Annotated in this window: 21 protein-coding genes; 17 read left to right on the forward strand and 4 right to left on the reverse strand. The window is 74.9% G+C overall.

Annotated elements, in window-relative coordinates; genetic code table 11:
• Window positions 1-283 precede the first annotated feature (283 nt).
• The 7 genes from ACQPYD_RS10265 (at window position 284) to ACQPYD_RS10295 (ending at window position 6,077) form a co-directional block, all read left to right on the forward strand.
• The gene (locus tag ACQPYD_RS10265; protein ID WP_433700752.1) at window positions 284-1,543 is read left to right on the forward strand and encodes a sensor histidine kinase; all 1,260 of its coding nucleotides are present in this window, start codon (window positions 284-286) and stop codon (window positions 1,541-1,543) included.
• 113 nt (window positions 1,544-1,656) lie between these two features.
• On the forward strand, window positions 1,657-2,316 hold the full coding sequence (locus ACQPYD_RS10270; protein WP_267949228.1) for a response regulator: 660 nt from the start codon (window positions 1,657-1,659) through the stop codon (window positions 2,314-2,316).
• Window positions 2,307-2,519 (forward strand): VOC family protein, encoded by a 213-nt coding sequence (locus ACQPYD_RS10275; protein WP_433700753.1) that lies wholly within the window; start codon window positions 2,307-2,309, stop codon window positions 2,517-2,519. The genes ACQPYD_RS10270 and ACQPYD_RS10275 overlap by 10 nt, the downstream gene beginning before the upstream one ends.
• A 249-nt stretch (window positions 2,520-2,768) precedes the next feature.
• Window positions 2,769-3,473: a beta-ketoacyl-ACP reductase gene (locus tag ACQPYD_RS10280; protein ID WP_330159964.1), complete on the forward strand. Its 705-nt coding sequence runs from the start codon at window positions 2,769-2,771 to the stop codon at window positions 3,471-3,473.
• Window positions 3,474-3,572: 99 nt separating this feature from the next.
• Entirely contained in the window at window positions 3,573-4,337 is a 765-nt protein-coding gene (gene fabI, locus ACQPYD_RS10285; protein WP_433700754.1) for an enoyl-ACP reductase FabI, read from the forward strand.
• Window positions 4,338-4,525: 188 nt separating this feature from the next.
• Complete coding sequence (locus ACQPYD_RS10290; protein ID WP_433700755.1) at window positions 4,526-5,284, forward strand: SDR family NAD(P)-dependent oxidoreductase; 759 nt, start codon at window positions 4,526-4,528, stop codon at window positions 5,282-5,284.
• 166 nt (window positions 5,285-5,450) lie between these two features.
• The gene (locus ACQPYD_RS10295; protein WP_433700756.1) at window positions 5,451-6,077 is read left to right on the forward strand and encodes a TetR family transcriptional regulator C-terminal domain-containing protein; all 627 of its coding nucleotides are present in this window, start codon (window positions 5,451-5,453) and stop codon (window positions 6,075-6,077) included.
• Window positions 6,078-6,134: 57 nt separating this feature from the next.
• Here the strand turns inward: ACQPYD_RS10295 and ACQPYD_RS10300 are convergent, their stop codons facing one another.
• A complete protein-coding gene (locus tag ACQPYD_RS10300; protein ID WP_433700757.1) occupies window positions 6,135-8,090 on the reverse strand; it encodes a helix-hairpin-helix domain-containing protein in 1,956 nt (651 codons plus the stop codon).
• A gap of 123 nt (window positions 8,091-8,213) precedes the next feature.
• A complete protein-coding gene (locus tag ACQPYD_RS10305; RefSeq protein WP_433700758.1) occupies window positions 8,214-8,753 on the reverse strand; it encodes a MarR family winged helix-turn-helix transcriptional regulator in 540 nt (179 codons plus the stop codon).
• A gap of 96 nt (window positions 8,754-8,849) precedes the next feature.
• Between ACQPYD_RS10305 and ACQPYD_RS10310 the strand changes: the two genes are divergently transcribed.
• Window positions 8,850-11,126 carry an LLM class flavin-dependent oxidoreductase gene (locus tag ACQPYD_RS10310; protein ID WP_433700759.1) on the forward strand — a complete coding sequence of 759 codons (2,277 nt, stop codon included), beginning with the start codon at window positions 8,850-8,852 and terminating at the stop codon, window positions 11,124-11,126.
• A 73-nt stretch (window positions 11,127-11,199) separates the two neighbouring features.
• Here the strand turns inward: ACQPYD_RS10310 and ACQPYD_RS10315 are convergent, their stop codons facing one another.
• On the reverse strand, window positions 11,200-12,153 hold the full coding sequence (locus ACQPYD_RS10315; RefSeq protein WP_344184014.1) for an aldo/keto reductase: 954 nt from the start codon (window positions 12,151-12,153) through the stop codon (window positions 11,200-11,202).
• A 243-nt stretch (window positions 12,154-12,396) separates the two neighbouring features.
• Between ACQPYD_RS10315 and ACQPYD_RS10320 the strand changes: the two genes are divergently transcribed.
• The 5 genes from ACQPYD_RS10320 (at window position 12,397) to ACQPYD_RS10340 (ending at window position 16,676) form a co-directional block, all read left to right on the forward strand.
• Window positions 12,397-13,236: an undecaprenyl-diphosphate phosphatase gene (locus ACQPYD_RS10320; protein ID WP_433700760.1), complete on the forward strand. Its 840-nt coding sequence runs from the start codon at window positions 12,397-12,399 to the stop codon at window positions 13,234-13,236.
• Between the two features lie 99 nt (window positions 13,237-13,335).
• Window positions 13,336-14,127, forward strand: a complete 792-nt coding sequence (locus ACQPYD_RS10325; protein ID WP_433700761.1) for an MSMEG_4193 family putative phosphomutase — start codon at window positions 13,336-13,338, stop codon at window positions 14,125-14,127.
• 133 nt (window positions 14,128-14,260) lie between these two features.
• Window positions 14,261-14,842, forward strand: a complete 582-nt coding sequence (locus tag ACQPYD_RS10330) for a DUF3090 domain-containing protein (RefSeq protein ID WP_344184017.1) — start codon at window positions 14,261-14,263, stop codon at window positions 14,840-14,842.
• 64 nt (window positions 14,843-14,906) lie between these two features.
• On the forward strand, window positions 14,907-15,659 hold the full coding sequence (locus tag ACQPYD_RS10335) for an SCO1664 family protein (RefSeq protein WP_433700762.1): 753 nt from the start codon (window positions 14,907-14,909) through the stop codon (window positions 15,657-15,659).
• Window positions 15,660-15,875: 216 nt separating this feature from the next.
• Complete coding sequence (locus tag ACQPYD_RS10340; RefSeq protein ID WP_433700763.1) at window positions 15,876-16,676, forward strand: HAD-IIA family hydrolase; 801 nt, start codon at window positions 15,876-15,878, stop codon at window positions 16,674-16,676.
• A 238-nt stretch (window positions 16,677-16,914) separates the two neighbouring features.
• Here ACQPYD_RS10340 and ACQPYD_RS10345 read toward each other — a convergent pair whose 3' ends face one another.
• Window positions 16,915-17,298, reverse strand: coding sequence for an RNA polymerase-binding protein RbpA (locus ACQPYD_RS10345; RefSeq protein WP_267949243.1), 384 nt, complete (start codon window positions 17,296-17,298; stop codon window positions 16,915-16,917).
• Between the two features lie 900 nt (window positions 17,299-18,198).
• Here ACQPYD_RS10345 and ACQPYD_RS10350 point away from each other — a divergent pair.
• The 4 genes from ACQPYD_RS10350 to ACQPYD_RS10365 are packed head-to-tail and all read left to right on the forward strand — an operon-like array spanning window position 18,199 to window position 20,933.
• Complete coding sequence (locus ACQPYD_RS10350) at window positions 18,199-19,569, forward strand: ATP-binding protein (RefSeq protein ID WP_433700764.1); 1,371 nt, start codon at window positions 18,199-18,201, stop codon at window positions 19,567-19,569.
• Window positions 19,569-19,973: a roadblock/LC7 domain-containing protein gene (locus ACQPYD_RS10355; RefSeq protein WP_330159974.1), complete on the forward strand. Its 405-nt coding sequence runs from the start codon at window positions 19,569-19,571 to the stop codon at window positions 19,971-19,973. Before ACQPYD_RS10350 ends, ACQPYD_RS10355 begins: the two co-directional genes overlap by 1 nt.
• Window positions 19,970-20,329 carry a DUF742 domain-containing protein gene (locus ACQPYD_RS10360; protein ID WP_433700765.1) on the forward strand — a complete coding sequence of 120 codons (360 nt, stop codon included), beginning with the start codon at window positions 19,970-19,972 and terminating at the stop codon, window positions 20,327-20,329. The genes ACQPYD_RS10355 and ACQPYD_RS10360 overlap by 4 nt, the downstream gene beginning before the upstream one ends.
• A complete protein-coding gene (locus ACQPYD_RS10365; RefSeq protein ID WP_433700766.1) occupies window positions 20,310-20,933 on the forward strand; it encodes a GTP-binding protein in 624 nt (207 codons plus the stop codon). Before ACQPYD_RS10360 ends, ACQPYD_RS10365 begins: the two co-directional genes overlap by 20 nt.
• The last annotated feature ends 29 nt before the right edge of the window (window positions 20,934-20,962 follow it).

A 20,962-nucleotide genomic window follows, 5' to 3' on the forward strand; every position in this document is an offset into this window, starting at 1 on the left:
CGGCCCGGCACACCACAACGCTAGGCCCGCGGGAACCGCCCGGGCGTCCACCGCTGGGCCGATCCCGGGGTCGGCCGAAGGAGGGGTGCGCGCCGGGTTCGGGACTCCTTCGTCTGGCCGACCCGCCGACTTTCGTCGGGGGTGGGCCCGTCACCGTCCGTGTCGATCGACCGATGCAAGGGCTCTGAACTGCGATGACGCGAAAGTCGAGTGGCCGCGGCGGCACGGCGGGACGGCCGCCGGACGCGGGGGGCCGCCGGCGGCCGCCCGTAGAATCCGCACCATGAGGACCTGGGTCAACGACAGGGGGCGGTCCGTCGGCGCCCGGTGGCGGAGCAACTGGCAGTGGTGGTGGGACCGCAGGCTCCGCATCGCCGACTGGCTCTACGCCCTGGGGACCCTGCCGCTGAGCCTGCTCCTCCAGGTGGGCGTCAACGGCGTCTTCAGCGGTGCGATCGAGTCCGGCTCCGCCGTCCTCTCGCGCTCCGGGTCCGTGAGCGCGATGATCGCGCTGCTCGGCCTCGCCGTCGTCCTCTCCGTGGTCCCGGCCTTCGTGGCGGCCGCCGCCATCCTGTTCCGGCGCACCCGGCCCAAGTGGCTGCTCCTGATAGCGGTCGTCCTCCTGGCGGGCTTCGGCAACTTCGTCCCGGCCTCGATCGCCATCTACTCGTACGCCGTCTACTTCGACAACCGCAGGCTGCTCGCGGCCTGGTTCGCCCTGCTGTGCCTGGCCACCGGCGGCGGCTACGGGACCAACGGCCTCACGTACGTCATCGCCGTGGTGTTCTTCCTCGTCGTCCCGGTGACGGCGGGCTTGTGGATCGGGACCAGGCGCCAGCTGGTCGAACGGCTCCACGAGCGGGCCGAGCGACTCGAACGCGAACAGCACCTGATGGCCGAGCAGGCCCTCACCACCGAGCGCACCCGGATCGCGCGGGAGATGCACGACGTGGTCGCCCACAGGGTCAGCCTCATGGTGCTGCACGCGGGCGGGCTGGAGGTGTCCTCGGAGGACGCCCGGACGGTGGAGGCCGCGGGCCTGATCCGCACCACGGGACGGGAGGCGCTGTCCGAGCTGCGCGGGATCCTGGGAGTGCTGCGCGACGAGACGACCGCCGCCGCGCCCACGGCGCCCCAGCCCGTCCTGGCGGACCTGGACCGGCTCATCGGCGAGTGGAGCACCGCGGGCATGGTCGTGCGCAGGGAGGAGACGGGGCGGGTGCGGCCCCTGGCGTCCGGGGTCGAGCGCACCGCCTACCGGATCGTCCAGGAGGGGCTGACCAACGCGGCCAAGCACGCCCCCGGCGCGGAGGTCGCCGTGCGCCTGCACCACGGCCCCCGCCAGGTCGAGGTCGAGGTCGCCAACGAGCCCGCGCCCGCGCCGACCGTGCCCATGCCGCAGAGCGGGTTCGGGCTGACCGGCCTCCACGAGCGCGTGGTGCTGGCGGGGGGCAGCCTCAGCGCGGGGGTGTGCCCCGACGGGGGGTGGCGGATGCGCGCTATCTTGCCAACCGACGGCCGCCCGGACCGGGACGCGGAGTGAACCCCGCCGAGGGCGCCCGGGCGCCCCGGCCCGCCGGGCAGCCGCGCCCGGGGCCGCCGACGGAGGCCGGCGCGGCCGCCGCCTTCGCACACCGACACGAGAGGACCCGCACGGTGATCCGCACGCTCCTGGTCGACGACGAACTCCTGGTCAGGTCGGGGTTGCGGATGATCCTGGACTCCGCCCCCGACATCGAGGTCGTGGGGGAGGGGGGAGACGGGGAGGAGGCCGTACGCCTCGCCGAGGAGCTCCGCCCCGACGTGGTCCTGCTGGACATCCGGATGCCCGGCACCGACGGGATCACCGCCGCCGGCCGCCTCACGTCCCTGCCCGAACCGCCCCGCGTGGTCCTGCTGACCACGTTCGACCTGGACGAGTACGTGCACAGCGCGCTGCGCGCCGGGGCGGTGGGCTTCCTGCTCAAGGACACGCCGCCGCGCGACCTCATCGCCGCGGTGCGCACCGTGCACGAGGGCCACGCCATGCTCGCCCCCAGCGTCACGAAGCGCATGCTCGAGCGCTTCGCCTCGCCCGCCCCCGCCGACTCGGCCGCGGGGCGCGAGGAGGCGGCGCGGCGCCTGTCGGTGCTGAGCGAGCGGGAGCGGTCGGTGCTCGTGGCGGTGGCCCAGGGCATGTCCAACGCCGAGGCGGGCCGGGCCCTGGGGATGCGGGAGGCCACTGTGAAGGCGCACGTCAGCCGCATCCTGGCCAAGATGGGCATGTCCAACCGGGTCCAGGCCGCCATCCTCGCCCACGACGCGGGGTGGGCCTGAACCGCGGCGGGGAGCCCCCGCGCGGGCCCGACCAGACCGTCCCCCAGCAGTTCCACCTCGACTTCGCGGTCGAGGACCTGGACGAGGCGGAGGCCCGCCTGCTGGAGCTGGGCGCGGGTAGGCCGGACCACCAGCCGGGCGAGGGGGTGTGGCGGGTGCTCACCGATCCGGCCGGCCATCCCTTCTGCCTGGTGAGGGGCTGACGGCCCGTACCCCGTCCGGCGAGACAACGGTCACTCCGCGCGGCGCGGCGGCGGGCGGCGCCGCCCGCGCCGACGCGGTGGGGCCGCATCGGGGCAGGTCCGACCGCTTGGTGGGGATATGGAGGGCGATGTCGTTCTCCGCCTCAGTTGCGTCTACCGGCCGGTAGCTCGGTACGCTGCAATGCGGTCCCACCCCCGGAACATCACGTCGTGGCTGATCACAGCAGCCGCAGGAGAAGAGGAGCCCCTATGTCGCGCTCGGTACTGGTCACCGGCGGCAACCGCGGAATCGGCCTGGCCATCGCCCGTGAGCTGGCCGCCGGTGGAGACTCCGTCGCGGTGACCTACCGTTCCGGCGAACCGCCGGAGGGCCTGCTCGGCGTCCGCTGCGACATCACCGACTCCGCCCAGGTGGACGCGGCCTTCAAGGAGGTCGAGGAGGCGCAGGGCCCCGTCGAGGTGCTCGTCGCCAACGCCGGGATCACCAAGGACCAGCTCCTGGCCCTGATGAGCGAGGACGACTTCTCGTCCGTCGTGGACACCAACCTCACCGGTTCGTTCCGCGTCACCAAGCGCGCGGTGCGCGGCATGATGCGCAAGCGCTCCGGCCGCGTCGTCCTCATCTCGTCCGTGGTGGGCCTCCTCGGCTCCGGCGGCCAGGCCAACTACGCGGCGTCCAAGGCCGGCCTGGTCGGCTTCGGGCGCTCCCTCGCCCGTGAGCTCGGCTCGCGCAACATCACGGTCAACGTGGTCGCCCCCGGCTTCGTCGAGACCGACATGACCGCGGTCCTGAGCGAGGACCGCCAGGCGGAGATCAAGAAGAACGTCCCGCTGGGGCGCCTCGGCTCGGCCGAGGACATCGCCAGGACCGTGGGCTTCCTCGCCGGCCCGGGGGGCGCCTACATCACCGGCGCCGTCATCCCCGTGGACGGCGGCCTCGGCATGGGGCACTGAGCCGCCCCGCCCGGCCGCCGGCCGTTCCCCGCACTTCGCAGACCGCAGCCACCGGAGCTCCCCCTCCGGAACAGCAAGACAGGACGGACCACCCGAACCATGGGAATCCTCGAAGGTAAGCGCATCCTCGTCACCGGGGTGCTCACCGACTCCTCCATCGCCTTCCACGTGGCGCGCCTCGCCCAGGAGCAGGGCGCCACGCTCGTGCTCACCGGTTACGGCCGGATGAGCCTGGTGGAGCGCATCGCCAAGCGCCTGCCCGAGACGCCCCCCGTCCTGGAGCTCGACGTCACCGACGACGAGCAGCTCGGCACCCTCGCGGCCCGCGTCGGCGAGCACGTCGACGGCCTCGACGGCATCGTCCACTCCATCGGGTTCACGCCGCAGGACGCCCTGGGCGGGAACTTCCTCAACACGGAGTGGCCGGACGTGGCCACAGCCATGCACACGTCCACGTTCTCCCTGAAGTCCCTGACCACCTCCCTGATGCCGCTGATGGGCGGGGGCGGCTCGGTCGTGGCCCTCGACTTCGACAACAGCGTGTCCTACCCCACCTACGACTGGATGGGCGTCGCGAAGTCCGCGCTCGCCTCCACCGCCCGCTACCTGGCGCGCTACGTCGGCGACCGGGACATCCGGGTCAACCTGGTCTCCGCCGGGCCGCTCAGCACCATGGCCGCCCGCAGCATCCCCGGCTTCGCCGAACTGGCCCAGAACTGGCCCGAGCGCGCCCCGCTGGGCTGGGACATGACCGACCCCGAGCCCGCGGCGAAGGCCGTCGTGGCGCTGCTGTCCGACTGGTTCCCGGCGACGACCGGCGAGACCGTCCACGTCGACGGCGGCTTCCACTCCACCGGGGCCTGACCCGGCCGCCGGAGGCCCGCACCCCGGTGCGGTAGGTTGACGCGGTCGGGAGCCCCGGGGCTCCCGACCGCGTGTCGTCCCGAGGCCGGTCGCGGCGTGTGCGCCCGTGTGCCCGGCGCCTTCCGTGTGACCCTGGTGGACGGCCGCGAAAACCCGGGAAGCACGACGGCGTCGGAGGGTACGGACGGATGGATCTGGGACTGTCAGGGGCACGGGTGATCGTGACCGGGGCGAGCCGGGGGATCGGCCGCGCCGTCGCCCAGGCGTTCGCGGAGGAGGGCGCCGACCTCGCGATCTGCGCCCGCAGCCCCGAACCCCTCGCCAGGGCCGCCGAGGAGCTGCGCGGGACCGGCGTGAAGGTGTTCTCCCGCGAGCTGGACGTCACGGACCACGACGCGCTGCCGTCCTTCGTCGAGGAGGCGGTGGCGGCGCTCGGCGGGCTGGACGTGCTGGTGTCCAACGTGTCCGGCGGCAGCGCCCCCACCGCGGACCAGTGGCAGCGCGGGTTCGACGCCGACCTGATGCCGTTCGTGCGGCTGACCGAGTCGGCCGGCCCCCACCTGCGCGCCTCCGGGCGCGGCGCGGTCGTGCTGGTCTCCACGACCTCCGCACTGCACACCACCGCGCCCGCCGGGCCGCGGTCCTACGGCGCCGTCAAGGCGGCGCTCAACCACCACGCGTCCTCGCTGGCCCGTGCGTGGGCGCCGGACGGGGTGCGGGTCAACACCGTCTCGCCCGGTCCGACCGAGTTCCCCGGCGGGGGGTGGGAGCGCCGCCGCGAGAACGACCCCGCGTTCTACGAGAGCATCCGCGAGCGCATCCCCTACGGACGCCTGGGCCGCCCCGAGGAGGTCGCCCGCTCGGTGGTCTTCCTCGCCGGCCCGGCGGCCTCGTTCGTCACCGGGCAGAACCTGGTCGTCGACGGGGGCTTCCTCGACCGGGTCTGACCCCGGGGCCCGGTCGGCGGTGGCGCGCCCCCTCCGGGCGGACGCCCGCGCCGCCGCCGGGCCACGTCGTCCTCCGGCTGCCCGATGCCGCCCTCCGGGCAAACGCCCGCGGCACCGCCGCCGTACGGCTGTACGGTCACGTCGGCGCCCCTGGTACCGTCTTGCGGTGCCCAGAACCGCAGACCACGCCCACAGGCGGGCGCAGATCACCGGGGCCGTGTGCGAGCTGATCGCCGACAGCGGCCTCGGCTCCGTCACCGTGGCCCGCACCGCCGCCCGCGCGGGGATGTCGGTCGGGCTCGTGCAGCACTACTTCCCGTCCAAGGACGACATGCTGCTGCACGCGTTCGAGCGCGTCAGCGGCGACGTCGCCGCCCGTGTCGCCGACATCGTCAGGACGGGCGCCCGGCACGAGCGCACCATCGCCGAGATCCTCGGCGCGGCCCTGGCCGAGCACCTGCCGCTGGACGGGCCCCGACGCGCGGAGTTCCGCGTGATCCGGACCTTCGCCGGACGGGCGCTGGACAACCCGGCCCTGGCCGAGGTGGACGCCCGCGCCGGAGCCGCCATGCACGCCGAACTCGTCCGCGCCGTGCGCAACGGCGTGGAGTGCGGCGAGGTGGCGCCCGGCCTCGACGCCGACGCGGCCGCCGCCCGCCTGGGCGCCGTCACGGAGGGGCTGGCCACCCGGGTCCACCGGGGGAGCCCCGGCGCCGCCGAGCTGGCGCGGGCGGTGCTCGGGGCCGAACTCGCCTCCGTCTTCACGGGTGAGTGCCGCCAGTACGCCCGCTGAGGGACGCCCCGTCCCGGCCGGGACGGGGTCGCCGCGCCCGGGGGCGACCGCGCGGGGCTACCCCTCGCGCAGGATCCGGACCAGGAGGGTCGAGCGCTCCAGGGCGGCGTTGTCGCGCACGCCCGCCTCCAGCGCGCCCGCGGTGGCGTCCACGACCGACACGTGCCGGGTGGCGCGCGTCAGCGCCGTGTACACCTGCGGGCGCGACACGGGGACCTCGGGCGGGAACACCGCCACCACGGCGGGCCAGAGGCCGCCGTGCGCGGCGGCCACCGTCACCGCCCAGCCGTGGCGCAGCGCCGCCGGGTCGGCGACCCTCACCCGGGCGCCGCCGGAGAGCTCCACCACGGCCTCCCCGGCCACCTCGCGCAGGTATCCGGTGTCGCCCGGGACGAAGCCGGGCCCCGCGGCGGCCAGCAGCACCCGGTCGCCGACGTCGAACCCCCCGTGCGCGCCGGGTCCGGGGTTCAACCGCTCCTTGCACCCGGCGTTGAGCGAGCGCGTGCCCGCCGGCCCGTCCTCGCGGGCGGCCACCACCTGGACGTCCTCGGCGCCGATGCCCAGCGCGCGCGGGATGGAGTCGGTCACCAGCTGCACCACCCGGTGCGCGGCCTCCTCCGCGGAGGAGGCGGGCACCCGCACGACCTCGCGTCCGGGCGCCTCCACCTCGGGGACGCCGCCGGCGGCCACGGCCGCCGCGAGTTCCGCGAGGGGCCCGGGGGCCTCGGCGCCGGCGATCTCCGCCACGTGCGCGGTCCGCGAGGCGGCGATGTCGAGCGCGACCCGCCCCGGTGCGGCGGACGGGGCCTGGTGGGGGTCGGCCACGAGGACCAGGTGGGCCCCGTCGGGGCACGCCGCGGCCAGTTCGGCGGCGCGGGCGGCGCCCACGGACATGGCCTCGCACAGGACGACGAGCCCGGCCGTCAGGGGAGCCCCGGCCGTCAGGGCGGCCAGCGGGACCGCGCGCAGGGGCGCGGGCGCTGCGGGGCCGTCCCCGGCGTCCTCCCCGCCCTGCGGAGAACCTTCTTCGCCGTCCCCGCCGTCCTTCTCAGCCTCTTCGGGGGCGCCGGGGGCCCCGAAGTCCTCCCCCTCGGCCGCTCCGCTCCCGTCGCCGGGGTCCCCGTCCGGGGCGGGGGCCGCCCCCCGGTCCCCCTCACCGGAGGCCTCCCGTGCGGGGCCGTCTCCGGTCCCGGCGTCCGTCCCGCGGATGCGCGCGATCTCGGCGTCGAGGGCCGCCGCGGCCTGCGCGGTCGGCGCCGCCACCGCGATCCCCACCCGGCTGTCGGCGGCGATCGCGTGCAGGCAGAGCAGGGCCCTGGCGATCTCCCCGGCGTCGCCCGGTCCGTGGCTCAGCACGGTCACCGGGCGCAGGGCCGCGGTCACCACGGCCTCGCGGGTCCGGTCGGAGACCGAGAACCCGCCCCGCTCCTCGGCGGCCTCCACGGTCTCCCCGGCGGTCGCCGTGTCCATGATCGGGTCGTTGCCGCTGATCAGCCGCAGCAGCTCCTCGCCCAGGCGCTGTTCGGCGCCGCCCACGTCCGCCAGGGCGTAGTAGCGGTCGGTGTCCTCGGGCAGCTCCGGGACCCCGCCCTCCTCGAAGTCGAAGTCGTCGTCGGGCTCGTCGGTGCTCTCCAGCACCACCGCGCTCCCGTCGGCCGCGGCCGCCTCCAGGGCCGCCGCGGGGGCGGCCACCCCGAGCTTGCCGACGGCCGCCGCGAGCCGCTTCTCCTCCACGACGGTGTTGCCGCGGCGTGCGGCCAGCCGCAGCACGTGGGCGGTCAGGGCCGCCAGGCGGCGGGGGTCGTCGGGGCGGGCTGCGTCGCCCAGGCGCCTGCGCGCGCAGAAGTCGGCCTGTTCCACGGTCACCTGCGGGAGGCGCAGCAGCAGCCAGGGGTTCGCGTCCAGGTCCGCGGCGGCGCCCGGCCCCAGTGCGGCCAGCAGCCGGGGAGCCAGGGCGCCGGGGGCGCCCATCCGGTCAAGGACGGCGTTGACCTGTTCGACAGCCTCGGACACCTCGGGTGGTTCCCCTCGTCACGCGGTTCGTGGACCCTGGGAGCCTATCGACTCGCGGTGACGTTCCGGTCCGGCGCCGACCCGCGCCGAGCTGCGGGCGGGCCGGCGGCGGGGTGCGTCCGCTCAGGCTCCGCGCCGCGCGCGCCCGCCCCCGCGCCCCCCGGAGGGCCCGTCGCCCACGACCTCGCGCACCGCGAGGCAGGGGTCGGTGGCCGGGGAGGACTCCTGGATGCTGGTCGCCGCGCGCCGGGCACTCGCGCGGAACAGGGCCCGGGAGGGCTCGTCCACGCCGGCCAGCACGCGCTCCTCGACGCGGTCCACCCGTTCGCGGGCGTCGGCCAGCACCTCGCGCCCGCGCTCGGTGGCGCACACCCGCCGCACCCGGCGGTCGCCGGGGTCGACCCGGCGGCGCACCAGTCCGGCCTCCTCCAGGTCGTCGAGCAGGTAGGTCATCACGCTGCGGTCGATCAGCAGGCGCTCGGCCAGGGCCGCCTGGGTGGGCGGCTCGGCGTGGACCGCGGCGGTGAGGACGTGGTAGCCGCGGCTGCCGTGCGGGATGTCGGTGAGCGAGGCCTCCGTGAGCTCGTGCCAGCGGCGCAGCACGACGGCCAGGGACCACCCCAGGGTCGTGCCGGGGCCGCCGTCCGGAGTGGTGGTCGTCATGTTCCCGAGAGTACCAGGAATACGTGGTGGCTAAGATAAGTTGTTGCCAACATCATTTGCTGTACAAACTAGTTTCGCCCCCCGAGGAGAAGCCCCATGCCCGACTACGGACACCCGCTGGAGTTCGGCGCCTTCGTCACTCCCGCGGCGCAGGACCCCGACCGGGCCGTCACCCTGGCCGAACTCGCGGACGAGGCGGGGCTGGACCTGGTCACCTACCAGGACCACCCCTACAACCCCGGGTTCCTCGACACCTGGACCCTGCTCAGCTGGGTGGCCGCCCGCACCACCCGGATCAAGGTCTCCGGCAACGTGCTCAACCTGCCCCTGCGCGGCCCCGCGATGCTCGCCCGCTCGGCGGCCAGCCTCGACCTGCTCTCCCGCGGTCGGTTCGAGCTCGGCCTCGGCGCCGGGGCCTTCTGGGACGGCATCGAGGCCATGGGCGCGCGGCGCCTGACCCCGCGCCAGTCCGTCGACGCGCTCGGCGAGGGCATCGACGTCATCCGGGCCGTCTGGGACACCGACGCCCGCGGCGGCGTCCGCCTCGACGGCGAGCACCACTCCGTCCGGGGCATGAAGCGGGGACCGGCCCCCGCCCACGACATCGGCATCCACCTCGGCGCCTACAAGCCCCGCATGCTCCGCCTGGTCGGCGCCAAGGCCGACGGCTGGCTGCCCAGCCTCGGCTACCTGCGGCCCGAGGACATGGCCTCGTCCAACAAGACCGTCGACGAGGCCGCCCTGGAGGCCGGCCGCGACCCCCGCCAGGTCCGCCGGATGCTCAACCTGCCCCAGAACGCCTTCCTGCCGACCAACCGCGGCTTCCTCCAGGGGCCGCCCGAGCAGTGGGTGGAGGAGCTGCTCCCGCTCGTCCTCGAACACGGCTTCTCCACGTTCGTCGCCGCCTCCGACGACCCCCGCACCCTCCAGACCCTCGCGGCCGAGGTCGCCCCGGCCCTGCGCGAGGCCGTGGCCGCCGAACGCGCCGGAGCGGACACCCCGACGGGGCCGGTCCGCCCCGTCGCCGCCCTGGCCGCCCGCCGCACCGGCATCGACTACGACGCCGTCCCCGAGGCCCTGCGCGCCGACGCCGTCGAACCCGGGGACAAGGGCTACGCCAAGGTCCGCCACGGCTACATGCAGCACGGCAGCCCCGGACTGGTCCTGCGGCCGGGCGACGCCGAAGGGGTCGCCTCGGCCCTGGCCTACGCACGGGCCCAGGACGCCCCGCTCCACGTCCGCAGCGGCGGCCACGGCATCAGCGGCCGCTCCACCGGCGACGGCGGCGTCGTGGTCGACCTCTCCCGCATGGACGGCGTCCGGGTCCTGGACCCCGGCACCGGACTGGTGCGGCTCGGCGCCGGGGCCCGCTGGGGCGCCGTCGCCTCCGCGCTGGCCCCCCACGGGCTCGCGCTCGGCTCGGGCGACCACGGGGGCGTCGGGGTCGGCGGCCTGGCCACCACCGGCGGACTGGGCTACCTCTCCCGCGCCCACGGACTGACCATCGACAACATCACCGCCGTCGAGGTCGTCACCGCCGACGGGGAGCTCGTGCGGGCCGACGCCGACCACCGCCCCGACCTGTTCTGGGCGATGCGCGGCGCGGGCGCCAACTTCGGGGTGCTGACCGCCGTCGAGGCCACCGCCGCACCGCTCCGCGACGTCGTCCTCGGCCAGTTCGCCTACGACGCGAGCGACACGGCCGGGTTCCTGCGGGCCTGGGGCGAGATCGCCGAGGCCGCGCCCCGCGAGGTCACCGCGTTCCTCACCACCGGCCCCGGGCGCGGGGGCGGCGGTCCCGTCGCACAGGCGATGGTGGTCTACGCCGGGGACGACACCGACCTCGCGGTGCGGGCCCTCGAACCGTTCCTCGAGGCGGGGCCGGTGCTGGACCAGCGCGCCCAGGTCGCGCCCTACCCGGCGATCCTGCCCCACGACGACGGCCCGCACCGGGGCCACGGGCTGCCCGCGTCGCGGACCGGGCTGCTGCGGCACATCACGCCCGAGCTGGCCGGGGGCATGGCCGACCTGCTCGCCTCCGGCGACACGTACTTCATGCAGCTCCGGCAGGTCGGCGGGGCCGTCAACGACGTCCCCGCCGACGCCACCGCCTACGCCCACCGGACCCAGAACTTCTGCCTGGCCACCATGTCCTCGGGGCCGCGCGTGCCGCGCATGGACGAGCGCTGGGCGGAGCTGGAGGAGCACCTGGAGGGGATGTACCTCAGCTTCGACACCAGGACCGGGCCGGAGGTCCTCGCGCGGGCCTTCCCCGAACCCGTGCTGGGCAGACTGCGCGGCATCAAGGCCGAGTACGACCCCGGGAACCTGTTCGACAAGAACTTCCCGATCCCGCCCGCGACACGGGACTGACCGGGAGGGAGGGCGCGGCCGGGGGAGGTCCGGGGGCGCGGCGTCCGACCGGGGGAGCCGGCGGCCGGAGGGGTCAGCGCTCCTGGCGCGCCGTCGCGTCGTCGAGGGCGTCGCGGATCTCGGGCGGCAGTTCCACGCCCTCCACCCCCAGGACCTCCTCCAGCTGGGCGAGGGTCCGCGGACCGGTGACAGCGGCGGCCACGCCCTCCTGGTCGCGCGCCCAGCTCAGCGCGACCGCCAGCGGCGGCACGCCCAGGCCCTCGGCGGCCGTGCACACCGACTCCACGACGCGGCGGCTGCGGTCGTCCAGGTACGGCTCCACGTACGGGGCCATGTGCGGGAACGCCGCCCGCGAGTCCGGCGGCGTCCCGTTGCGGTACTTGGCGCTGAGCACCCCGCGGCCCAGCGGCGCCCACGCGATCACGTGGGCGCCCGCGGCCGCGGCGGCGGGCCGCAGCCCCCGGTCGGCGCCCCGGTTGAGCAGGGAGTACTCGGTTCCCACGCTCACCAGCGGAACACGGCCGGGCTGCGCCCTCTGCCAGGTGGCCAGGGTGGCGAACTGCCAGGCCTCCAGGTTGCCCGCGCCCACGTAGCGCGCCTTGCCCGCCGCGACCGCGGCCTCCATCGCGGCCAGCGACTCCTCCGGCGGGGTGGCCGGGTCGAACACGTGGAGCTGCCACAGGTCGACGTAGTCCGTCTGCAACCGCCGCAGCGAGGCGTCCAGGGACGCCAGCAGGTGCCGCCTGGAGGCGTCCACCGGCCGGTAGCCCTCGGGGGTGTGGCCGGTCTTGGTGGCCACCACCACGTCGTCCCGGCGCACGGCCGCGCGCAGCAGCCGCCCCAGGATCCGCTCGCTCTGCCCGCCCGTGTAGATGTCGGCGGTGTCCACGAGCGTGCCGCCCGCGTCCACGAACGCGGTGAGCTGCTGCCCGGCCTCCTCCTCGGAGGTGTCCTTTCCCCAGGTCATCGTCCCGAGGGCGGTACGAGACACCCAGAGCCCTGATCTGCCCACCTGTCGCTGTTCCATGCGGCGGAGAGTACCCTGTTCACCCGGAGTCGGCCCCGAGTACACCCTCGCCGCGTAGTCTCGGCGCAGCCCGGACCGGGGACGTTCGCCACGATCGCGGCTCGAACACGGCGGGGACCGAACCCTCTCCGTCCCCCGGGCGGCGCAGCCCGCCCCTCCGCGTACGCGCGCCCCGGCCAGGCCGTTCCCCAGCAGTGCTCCGGCGCCCCCTGGCACCGGACTATCCAGAAAGTCCGAAACCGCGTGTCCATCTTCGAGGCGGTCGTTCTCGGCCTCATCCAAGGACTCACCGAGTTCCTGCCTGTCTCCTCCAGCGCCCACCTGCGGGTGTTCGCGGCCTTCTTCAACTGGCCCGACCCGGGTGCGGCCTTCACCGCCGTCAGCCAGATCGGCACCGAACTGGCCGTGGTCGTCTACTTCCGCCGACGCATCTGGGCGGTCATCACCACCTGGTGCCGGTCCCTGGTCGACCGCGAACTGCGCGGTGACGTCAACGCCCGCATGGGCTGGTACGTCATCATCGCCAGCATCCCCATCGGGGTGCTGGGCCTCCTCCTGGAGGAGCAGATCGACGGAGTGTTCCGCGACCTGCGGCTGATCGCGCTCTCCCTCATCGTCTTCGGCGTCATCCTCGGCGCCGTCGACCACTACGCCCGCCGCCAGAACGAGCTGGAGGACCTCACCCTCGGCCGGGGCCTGGTCTTCGGCATGTTCCAGTGCCTGGCGCTCGTGCCGGGCGTCTCCCGCTCCGGCGCGACCATCACCGGCGGACGCCTGCTGGGCTTCACCCGGCCGGCGGCGGCGGAGTTCGCGTTCCTGATCGCGATGCCCGCCGTGTTCGCCTCCGGCCTCTACAAGATGCTGGACATCGGCGGCAACGAGTACGCGGGCTGGGGCGCCACCCTCGTCGGCACCCTGGTCGCGTTCGTGGTCGGCTACGTGGTCATCGCGTGGCTGATGAGGTTCATCTCCACCCACAGCTTCATGCCGTTCGTCATCTACCGGATCGCCCTGGGCGTCGTCATCCTCGCCCTGGTCCTCTTCGGCGTGCTCGCCCCGGAGGGCGGAGCCGGGGTCGGCTGACCGGCTTCCCCGAGCGGTCAGGGGGCGCGGCCCGCCCACGCGGCGGGCGCGCCCCCGGACTCCGGCCCTGCGGCCCCGACCGGGCCTACCCTGGTGCCCATGGCGACACCAGCACCCCACGAGACCCCGACCGCGCCCGAGGCGGTCACCCTCCTCCTCGTCCGGCACGGGATGACCGACGCCACAGGGCCCCGCCTGGCCGGGCGGGCCGCGGGGGTCCACCTCAACGACACGGGCCGCGCCCAGGCCGCCGACCTGGCCGCCCGCCTGGCCGGACTCCGCCCCGCGGCCCTGATCTCCAGCCCGCTCGAACGCTGCCGGGAGACGGCCGGGGCCGTCGCCGAACGGCTCGGCGTCCCCGTCACCGAGGACGAGCGCTTCCTGGAGTGCGACTACGGCTCCTGGACCGGGCGCTCGCTGGCCGAGCTGTCCGGCGACCCCCTGTGGCGCGTCGTGCAGGACCACCCCAGCGCCGCCCGCTTCCCCGGCGGCGAGTCGCTCGCCGCCGCCTCGGCCCGCGCGGTCGGGGCCGTCCGCGACTGGAACACCCGCCTGCTGCCGCCCCCGGCGGGGACGGCTGTCCCGTCCCCGGCCGGGGACGGGGACGCCCCGGCCGCGCCGCCCGTGTACGTGGTGTGCAGCCACGGCGACATCATCAAGGCGATCGTCGCCGACGCACTCGGCATGCACCTGGACCTCTTCCAGCGCCTGCGCGTGGACCCCTGCTCGGTCACCTCCATCACCTACGCGCGCACCCGCCCGTTCCTCAACAAGCTCAACGACACGGGCGAGGGCCTGGCAGCCGGCCTGCCCACCCCGGCGGAGGCGGGCGGGGAAGCGGCCGTGGGCGGGGGAGCGGGGAGCCGGGCGCCCGCCCCGGGCGCCGTCTGACGGGCCGGGGCGTGCCGCGGGCGCCGGGACCCCGTCCGGGCCCGGCGCCGGGCCGCCCCGCCCGGCCCTGCCGCTCCACCGGCGGATCCGGGGGTTTGGCGCGGGGCCCGCGCTATCCCTTAAGGTTCTTTCCATGCCCGTCTTTCAGTTCAACCCGCCGGAGCGGTTCGTCGCAGGAACCGTGGGCCAGCCGGGAGACCGCACCTTCTTCCTCCAAGCGGTGGGAGAGGGGCGCATCACCAGCGTCGTGCTGGAGAAGGCGCAGGTCGAGGCGCTCGCCACCCGTATCGAGGAACTGCTGGAAGAAGTGCACCGGCGCTTCGGCTCCCCGCCGGACGACGTCGCCTCGCCCGAGGACGACGGCCCCCTCGAGCAGCCCATCGAGCAGGACTTCCGCGTGGGCACCCTCGCCCTGGCCTGGGACGCCGAGGCGGCCCGCGTCATCATCGAGGCGCAGGAGGTCGACGAGACCGCCGGCGAGGACCTGGTCGAGGACGACGAGGAGGAGCTGGAGGTCTTCGCCGAGGAGGCCCCCGCCCACCGCGACGTCCTGCGCGTCTACCTCACGCCCGGCGCCGCCCGCGCGTTCGCCGGACGCGCGATGAAGGTCGTCGCCGCAGGCCGCCCGGACTGCCCGCTGTGCGGGCGCCCGCTCGACCCCAACGGCCACATCTGCGCGCGCCAGAACGGCTACCGTCCGGACCGCCTCGTCTGACCCCGCCGTCGACGACGCCGCCGGCGGTCCCGACACGCTCACTCCCGACCCCCGGAGGGCCGCCATGAGGGACACCGCCGACGCCTTCGACGGCCTCAGCCCCTCCGTGGGGCTCGAACTCCTCCTCCACGGGGAGATCACCGTGGAGGGGCGCCTGACCGCCGCGTCCAACGCCACCCTGTACTGCACGGTCTCCGACGGCGTCCGCTCGGCGGCGTGCGTGTACAAGCCGGTGGCGGGGGAGCGGCCCCTGTGGGACTTCCCCGACGGGACGCTGGCCGGCCGCGAGGTCTCCGCCTACGCCGTCTCCGAGGCGCTGGGCTGGGCGGTCGTGCCGCCCACGGTCCACCGCGAGGGCCCCTTCGGCGAGGGCATGGTGCAGCTGTGGGTGCACGGCGACACGACGGTGGACCTGGTCGCCCTGTCGAGGGAGACCGACAACACCGGCCTGCGCCGCATGGCGGTGTTCGACGCGGTCGTCAACAACTCCGACCGCAAGATCGGCCACCTGCTGCCCACCCCCGGGGGGCACCTGTACGGCTGCGACCACGGCGTCACCTTCGCCGAGGACTACAAGCTGCGCACGGTGCTGTGGCAGTGGCAGGGGCAGCCCCTGCCCGAGGACGTCGTGGAGCGGCTGGAGGAGGTGGGGGCCCGGCTCGAGGACCCCGGCAGTGACCTGTCCGCGACCCTGCGCCGCCACCTGACCGGCCCGGAGGCCTACGCGGTCCGCAGCCGGGTGGAGCTGCTCGTGCGCCACGGCATCCACCCCTACCCCGCCCCGGACTGGCCGGCCGTCCCCTGGCCCCCGGTCTGACCGCGGGCCGGGGGGACGGCCCGCGCGGCGCCCCCGTCCCGTCTCTCCCCGGCACGCCGGTCTCCCGCGCGATGGCCGGACGCGGGGGCGGGCGGACGTGGGCGCCGCAAGCGTGGACGAGCGGTGTTCCCCCGCGCCCCGTCCCGGACGGGCGGGTGTGAGTCGTGTCCACTACCGGGGGGTAGGAATGGTGCACTACCGACCACGGCATGCACAATGGTGCACGTGAGCAACGAGTGGAACTACCTTTTCGACATGGACGGCGTCCTCGTACGCGAGGAACACCTGATCCCCGGCGCCGACACGCTGATCGCGGAGCTGCGCGAACACGGGACCCCGTTCATGGTGTTGACCAACAACTCCATGTACACCCCGCGTGATCTGCGCGCGCGTTTGCTCAACACGGGCCTGGACATCCCGGAGGAGTCCATCTGGACGTCGGCGCTGGCGACGGCGCAGTTCCTCCAGACCCAGCGCCCCGGCGGCTCCGCCTACGTCGTCGGCGAGTCGGGGCTGACCACCGCCCTGCACAACGTCGGCTACGTGATGACCGAGCGCAACCCCGACTACGTGGTCCTGGGCGAGACGCGCACCTACAGCTTCGAGGCCATCACCCGCGCGATCCGCCTGGTCCGCGGCGGGGCCAGGTTCATCGCCACCAACCCCGACGAGACCGGCCCGAGCGCCGAGGGCCCGCTGCCCGCCACGGGCGCGGTCGCCGCGCTGATCGAGAAGGCGACGGGGCGGCGCCCCTACTTCATCGGCAAGCCCAACCCCCTGATGATGCGGTCGGCGCTGCGCCGGATCGGCGCCCACTCCGAGAACACGCTGATGGTCGGCGACCGGATGGACACCGACGTGCTCAGCGGCCTGGAGGCGGGCCTGCAGACCGTCCTGGTGCTGACGGGCATCTCCGGCCGGGACACGGCCGAGCAGTTCCCCTACCGCCCCACACGGGTGCTCGAGTCGGTGAAGGAGCTCGTCGGCCACACGCAGGACCCCTTCGACCGCGGCTAGGGGCCGGCCGGAACCGTCGCCCGTGCGGCGTGAGGGCCCCCGCCCCGGACGGCCTCGTACGTGCGGCCGGCGCCGACGCGGAACCCCGCCGCGGGTACGGGATCAGGTGGCGGGGCCGCGGCCCCCTCCGGCCGGGCGGGGCCGGGGGCACGGCCGTCCGTCCCGCGGCGCGGACCCCCGCACACGACGACGGGGGCGGCGGACGCATCGTCCACCGCCCCCGTGTGTCGCGGGGTGGTCAGGCGCTCTGCCGCTGCTTGGCGAGCTCCTCCACCTTGGCCGCCTCCTCGCGGCGGCGGGCGCGCAGGAGGGCCAGGCGTTCGGCGAGGACCTCTTCGAGGTCCTCCATGCTCCGGCGCTCCAGCAGCATGTCCCAGTGCGTGCGCACCGGCTTGGTGTTCTTGGGCTCTTCGCCGTTGCCGTCCCGCCGAAGGGCGCGGTCGCCGCAGAAGCGGCACTCCCATTCGACGGGGATCTCGGCCTCGGTCGCGAACGTGACCGAGAAGCGGTGGCCCCGGGTGCAGTCGTAGGTGACTTCCTGCCGCGGAGCCAGGTCGGTGTTGCGGTCGTTCTCGTAGCTCGTCGCCCCGAGCCGGGTGCCGCGAAGTGCTCGCTCGGCCATCGTGTGGGTGCCTCCAGGCGCTTGTGCGGTCTCGCGAGGTGTAACACGTCGTTCCACGTCAAGATTCCCCGCTGACCTGAGGTCGAATCACCCCGGGAGCTCTCGGGGCCACTCGTCCTCGGAAACTTCGTCCGGCGCGCAGAGTCTGGCACATGTGACCTGCGGCACTCCAGGGTGCCCTTTTCGGGTGTGTCTCTATTCCGCGCGTCCTGGGAAGAAAAACATCCCGTACACCCCCTTTGTTCCATCGGTCGGCACGTCGCGGTTCACGTGCCGGTCGCGGGCGCCGCGTGCGCGCCGGGGCGGGCCGGGTGCTCCCGCGCCGTGGGGCGGGGCGGCCCGATCGGCCGCCGCCCGGTCGGGGGCCGGTTCGGCCCACCCCGGCGGAACGGCGCGGGAACGCGCTCCGTGTCCGTCCGGTCGCCGCCTTTCCCGGGGCGCGGCCGCCCGTGCGGGGAAAGGCGCGCCGCGGACGCGCGGTGCGGCGGGGCGGCCGCCCGGGTGCTCCGCGGCCCCGCGGGCGCGCTAGTCACATCTGCCACATCTGTAACACGGGGCGCTTGCGCATGCTGTTGTCGCTGTTCACGATATGTGCGCCCGGAATGTCCGGACAATGGCGTTTGCTCATTTTCCGAGGGGTCGCGAAAGTGCCTATCACGTTTCGCAAGTCCTCTGTCCGGCGGGATGCGGACGCCTGTGCGGAGTCCCCCATTGATTCTTCATTGTCCTGGCATGGTCGCTTCCTTCGTCTGATGGTATGTTGACTCGCTGTGCGCCGAAAAGCGCTGGTTGAGACAATTACGTCCTTCCTTTCGGTGGACTCCCGTATGCGGAAAACGATCTTTCCGCGTGCCCTCGTGCGCTGCCCGCAAGTGAAGACGCCGCCGGACGTGGAGCCCGATGACTGCCTGGAAGACCCCCCTCCCCCCGGGAGACGCGCCGCAGGGGACGCGCGCCCCGCGCCGGCTCCTCCTGCTCCCGCTGGCCGCCCTGCCCTTCTGGGGCTGGACCCTGTGGACCGTCCCCGGACTCCGGGAACTCCCGGCCGCCGCGGTGTCCGCCGCGCCCCTCCTGCTGCTCGCGGCCCTGGCCCTGCTCCTGGACCGCCGCGACCGCAGGGTCCGCGAGCTCGGCGCCGAGCTCGCCGGCCTGCGCGCCGACACCGCCGCGCTCGCCGACGAGCACCTGCCCCGGCTGGTCGAGCGCCTGCGCGCCGGGGACTCCGCCGAGACCGCCCTGCACCGGCTGCCCCGGATCGGCGACCCCGGAGCGCACGCCGCGCTGAAGTCGGTCGCCGCGGAGATCGCCGCCGCCGAACGCCGCAGGTCGGCCGCCATGGTCGCCTGCGCCACCGCGGCCGGGAGGGTCCAGGCGCTCACCACCACGATGCTCGCCGACCTGCGCCGGATGCAGGAGCGCCACGGCGACGGTTCCGGCGACGACGTCCTCGGCGACCTCATGCACCTGGACCACAGCACCGCCCAGGCGGGCCGCATCGCCGACAGCATCGCCGTCCTGACCGGGGCGCGCTCCGGCCGCCGCTGGGGCCGCGCCATCGCGATGGAGAGCGTCGTCCGCGGAGCCATGGGGCGGATCGGCGCCTACCGGCGCGTCCGCGTCCACAACGTGTCCGACCAGGCCGTCGCCGGGTTCGCCGCCGAGGGCGTCATCCACGCCCTCGCCGAGGTCCTCGACAACGCGGCCAAGTTCTCGCCGCCCACCGCCGAGGTCCACGTGCACGTGGAGGAGGTGCAGGCCGGGATCGCCGTCATGGTCGAGGACGGCGGGCTGGTCATGGGGGAGGAGGCCCTGCGCCGGGCCCGCAGCGCGGTCGAGAACCGCCTCGACCTCTCCGCCATCTCCGGCACGCGGCTGGGCCTGTCGGTCGTGGGCCGGATCGCCCACCGGTACGGCCTGTCGGTCTCCTTCCGCCCCTCCTCGCGCGGCGGCACCGCGGTCGTCCTGCTCCTGCCCCGCAAGCTCGTCAAACCGCTGCCCGAGCCCCCGGTCCGACCGGAGCCCGAGGAGGCCGCCTCCACCCCGGTCCGCCCGGGGACCGAGGGCGCCGGGACCGGACCGCTCGCCGCCGCGGCCCCGGCCGCCGCGGACGGCGGGCTGCCCCAGCGCCGCCGCGGGCAGACCCTCGCGGCGGCCGAGAGCGCCGGGCCCCGACCCCGTACGACACGTCCCGCCACCGCGGCCCAGGGGTTCGGCGCGTTCCGCTCCGCTGTGCGCGGCCAGGACCCGACCGGATCACCGAAGGACGCATGATGGACCTCGACACGTTGACCTGGCTTCTCGAAGGCCTCCTCGAACGCACGCCCGGGACCCGCCACGCGCTCGTCCTGTCACGCGACGGGCTCAAGCTGTGCCACAGCGCGGGCCTGCGCACCGACAGCGCCGACCACCTCGCGGCCATCGCCGCCGGGGTGCAGAGCCTGGCGCACAGCGCCTCGGTGGAGTTCGGCGACGGAGGGGGCGGCGTCCGCCAGGCCATGGCCGAGTTCTACGGCGGTCTGCTGTTCATCGTCGAGGCGGGGCACGGGGCCCACCTCGCCGTCATCACGTCGGCGGAGGCCGAGCCCGGCCTGGTCGGGCACAACATGAACGAACTCGTCGAGCAGATGGGCGAGCACCTCACCACGCCGCCGCGCGCGGTCCCCGGACCGGCATGAGCAGCGCCCACCGCCACGAGGGGCCCGACCGGCTCTACGTGATCACCTCCGGCCGGAGCGGGGGAGCCGACGAGTCGCTGGACGCGGTCACCCTCGTCGTGGCCGAGAGCGAGGCCGTGCCCGGCATGCAGTCCGAGCACGCCGAGATCCTGCGCCTGTGCCGGAACCCGACGGCGGTGGTGGAGGTGTCGGCGCACCTGCGCCTGCCCGTGGCGGTCGTGCGCATCCTGCTCACCGACCTCCTGGACACCGGCAGGATCACCGCGCGCCACCCCCGCCCGGCCCCCTCGCCGGCCCAGCCCCTCGCCTCACCGGACGTCCTGGAGAAGGTCCTCGTTGCACTCCACAACCTCTGAGCCCCCCGCGCCCGGGCCCCGCACCGCCGAGGCGCCGCTGCCCGGGACCACGGAGCAGGCCCTCAAGATCACCGTCCTCGGGGGCTTCGGCGTCGGCAAGACCACCCTGGTGCGCTCGGTCAGCGAGATCCGGCCGCTCGACACCGAGGAGACCATGACGCGGGCGGGCGCGGCCGTCGACGACCTGGAGGGCGTCGAGGGCAAGCGCGCCACCACCGTCGCCTTCGACTTCGGCCGCATCACCCTGGACGCCACCGCGGTCCTGTACGTGTTCGGGGCGCCCGGCCAGGAGCGCTTCTGGTTCCTGTGGGACCGCCTCTTCGCCGGGTCGCTCGGCGCGGTCGTCCTCGTGGACACCCGCCGCCTGGAGGAGTCCTGGTACGCCATCGACCGCCTGGAGGCCCAGGGGACGCCCTTCGTCGTCGCCCACAACGACTTCGGGGAGACCTCCCACGGCCTCGAGGAGGTGCGCGCCGCCCTCGACCTCGACCCGGCCGTCCCGCTCGTGCGCTGCGACGCCCGCGAGCGCGACTCGGCCAAGCAGGTCCTGATCTCGCTGGTCCGGCACGTCCGCTCCCTCGTCGCGGCGCGGAGCGCCCGGTGAGCGGCCCCGGCGAGGCGCCCCGGCCCCGG

This window comes from Nocardiopsis sp. CA-288880 (assembly GCF_050955985.1).
GTDB classification, from domain to species: Bacteria; Actinomycetota; Actinomycetes; order Streptosporangiales; family Streptosporangiaceae; genus Nocardiopsis; species Nocardiopsis tropica.

What these genes read in the sequence shown, in the direction of transcription:
- ACQPYD_RS10360 (WP_433700765.1), top strand. Translation starts at nt 19,970, where the DNA reads ATGAGCAGCGCCCACCGCCACGAGGGGCCCGACCGGCTCTACGTGATC.
- ACQPYD_RS10335 (WP_433700762.1), top strand. Translation starts at nt 14,907, where the DNA reads ATGAGGGACACCGCCGACGCCTTCGACGGCCTCAGCCCCTCCGTGGGG.
- ACQPYD_RS10345 (WP_267949243.1), bottom strand. Translation starts at nt 17,298, where the DNA reads ATGGCCGAGCGAGCACTTCGCGGCACCCGGCTCGGGGCGACGAGCTAC.
- ACQPYD_RS10330 (WP_344184017.1), top strand. Translation starts at nt 14,261, where the DNA reads ATGCCCGTCTTTCAGTTCAACCCGCCGGAGCGGTTCGTCGCAGGAACC.
- ACQPYD_RS10305 (WP_433700758.1), bottom strand. Translation starts at nt 8,753, where the DNA reads ATGACGACCACCACTCCGGACGGCGGCCCCGGCACGACCCTGGGGTGG.
- ACQPYD_RS10340 (WP_433700763.1), top strand. Translation starts at nt 15,876, where the DNA reads ATGGTGCACGTGAGCAACGAGTGGAACTACCTTTTCGACATGGACGGC.
- ACQPYD_RS10280 (WP_330159964.1), top strand. Translation starts at nt 2,769, where the DNA reads ATGTCGCGCTCGGTACTGGTCACCGGCGGCAACCGCGGAATCGGCCTG.
- ACQPYD_RS10290 (WP_433700755.1), top strand. Translation starts at nt 4,526, where the DNA reads ATGGATCTGGGACTGTCAGGGGCACGGGTGATCGTGACCGGGGCGAGC.
- fabI (WP_433700754.1), top strand. Translation starts at nt 3,573, where the DNA reads ATGGGAATCCTCGAAGGTAAGCGCATCCTCGTCACCGGGGTGCTCACC.
- ACQPYD_RS10315 (WP_344184014.1), bottom strand. Translation starts at nt 12,153, where the DNA reads ATGGAACAGCGACAGGTGGGCAGATCAGGGCTCTGGGTGTCTCGTACC.
- ACQPYD_RS10310 (WP_433700759.1), top strand. Translation starts at nt 8,850, where the DNA reads ATGCCCGACTACGGACACCCGCTGGAGTTCGGCGCCTTCGTCACTCCC.
- ACQPYD_RS10265 (WP_433700752.1), top strand. Translation starts at nt 284, where the DNA reads ATGAGGACCTGGGTCAACGACAGGGGGCGGTCCGTCGGCGCCCGGTGG.
- ACQPYD_RS10355 (WP_330159974.1), top strand. Translation starts at nt 19,569, where the DNA reads ATGGACCTCGACACGTTGACCTGGCTTCTCGAAGGCCTCCTCGAACGC.
- ACQPYD_RS10325 (WP_433700761.1), top strand. Translation starts at nt 13,336, where the DNA reads ATGGCGACACCAGCACCCCACGAGACCCCGACCGCGCCCGAGGCGGTC.
- ACQPYD_RS10350 (WP_433700764.1), top strand. Translation starts at nt 18,199, where the DNA reads ATGACTGCCTGGAAGACCCCCCTCCCCCCGGGAGACGCGCCGCAGGGG.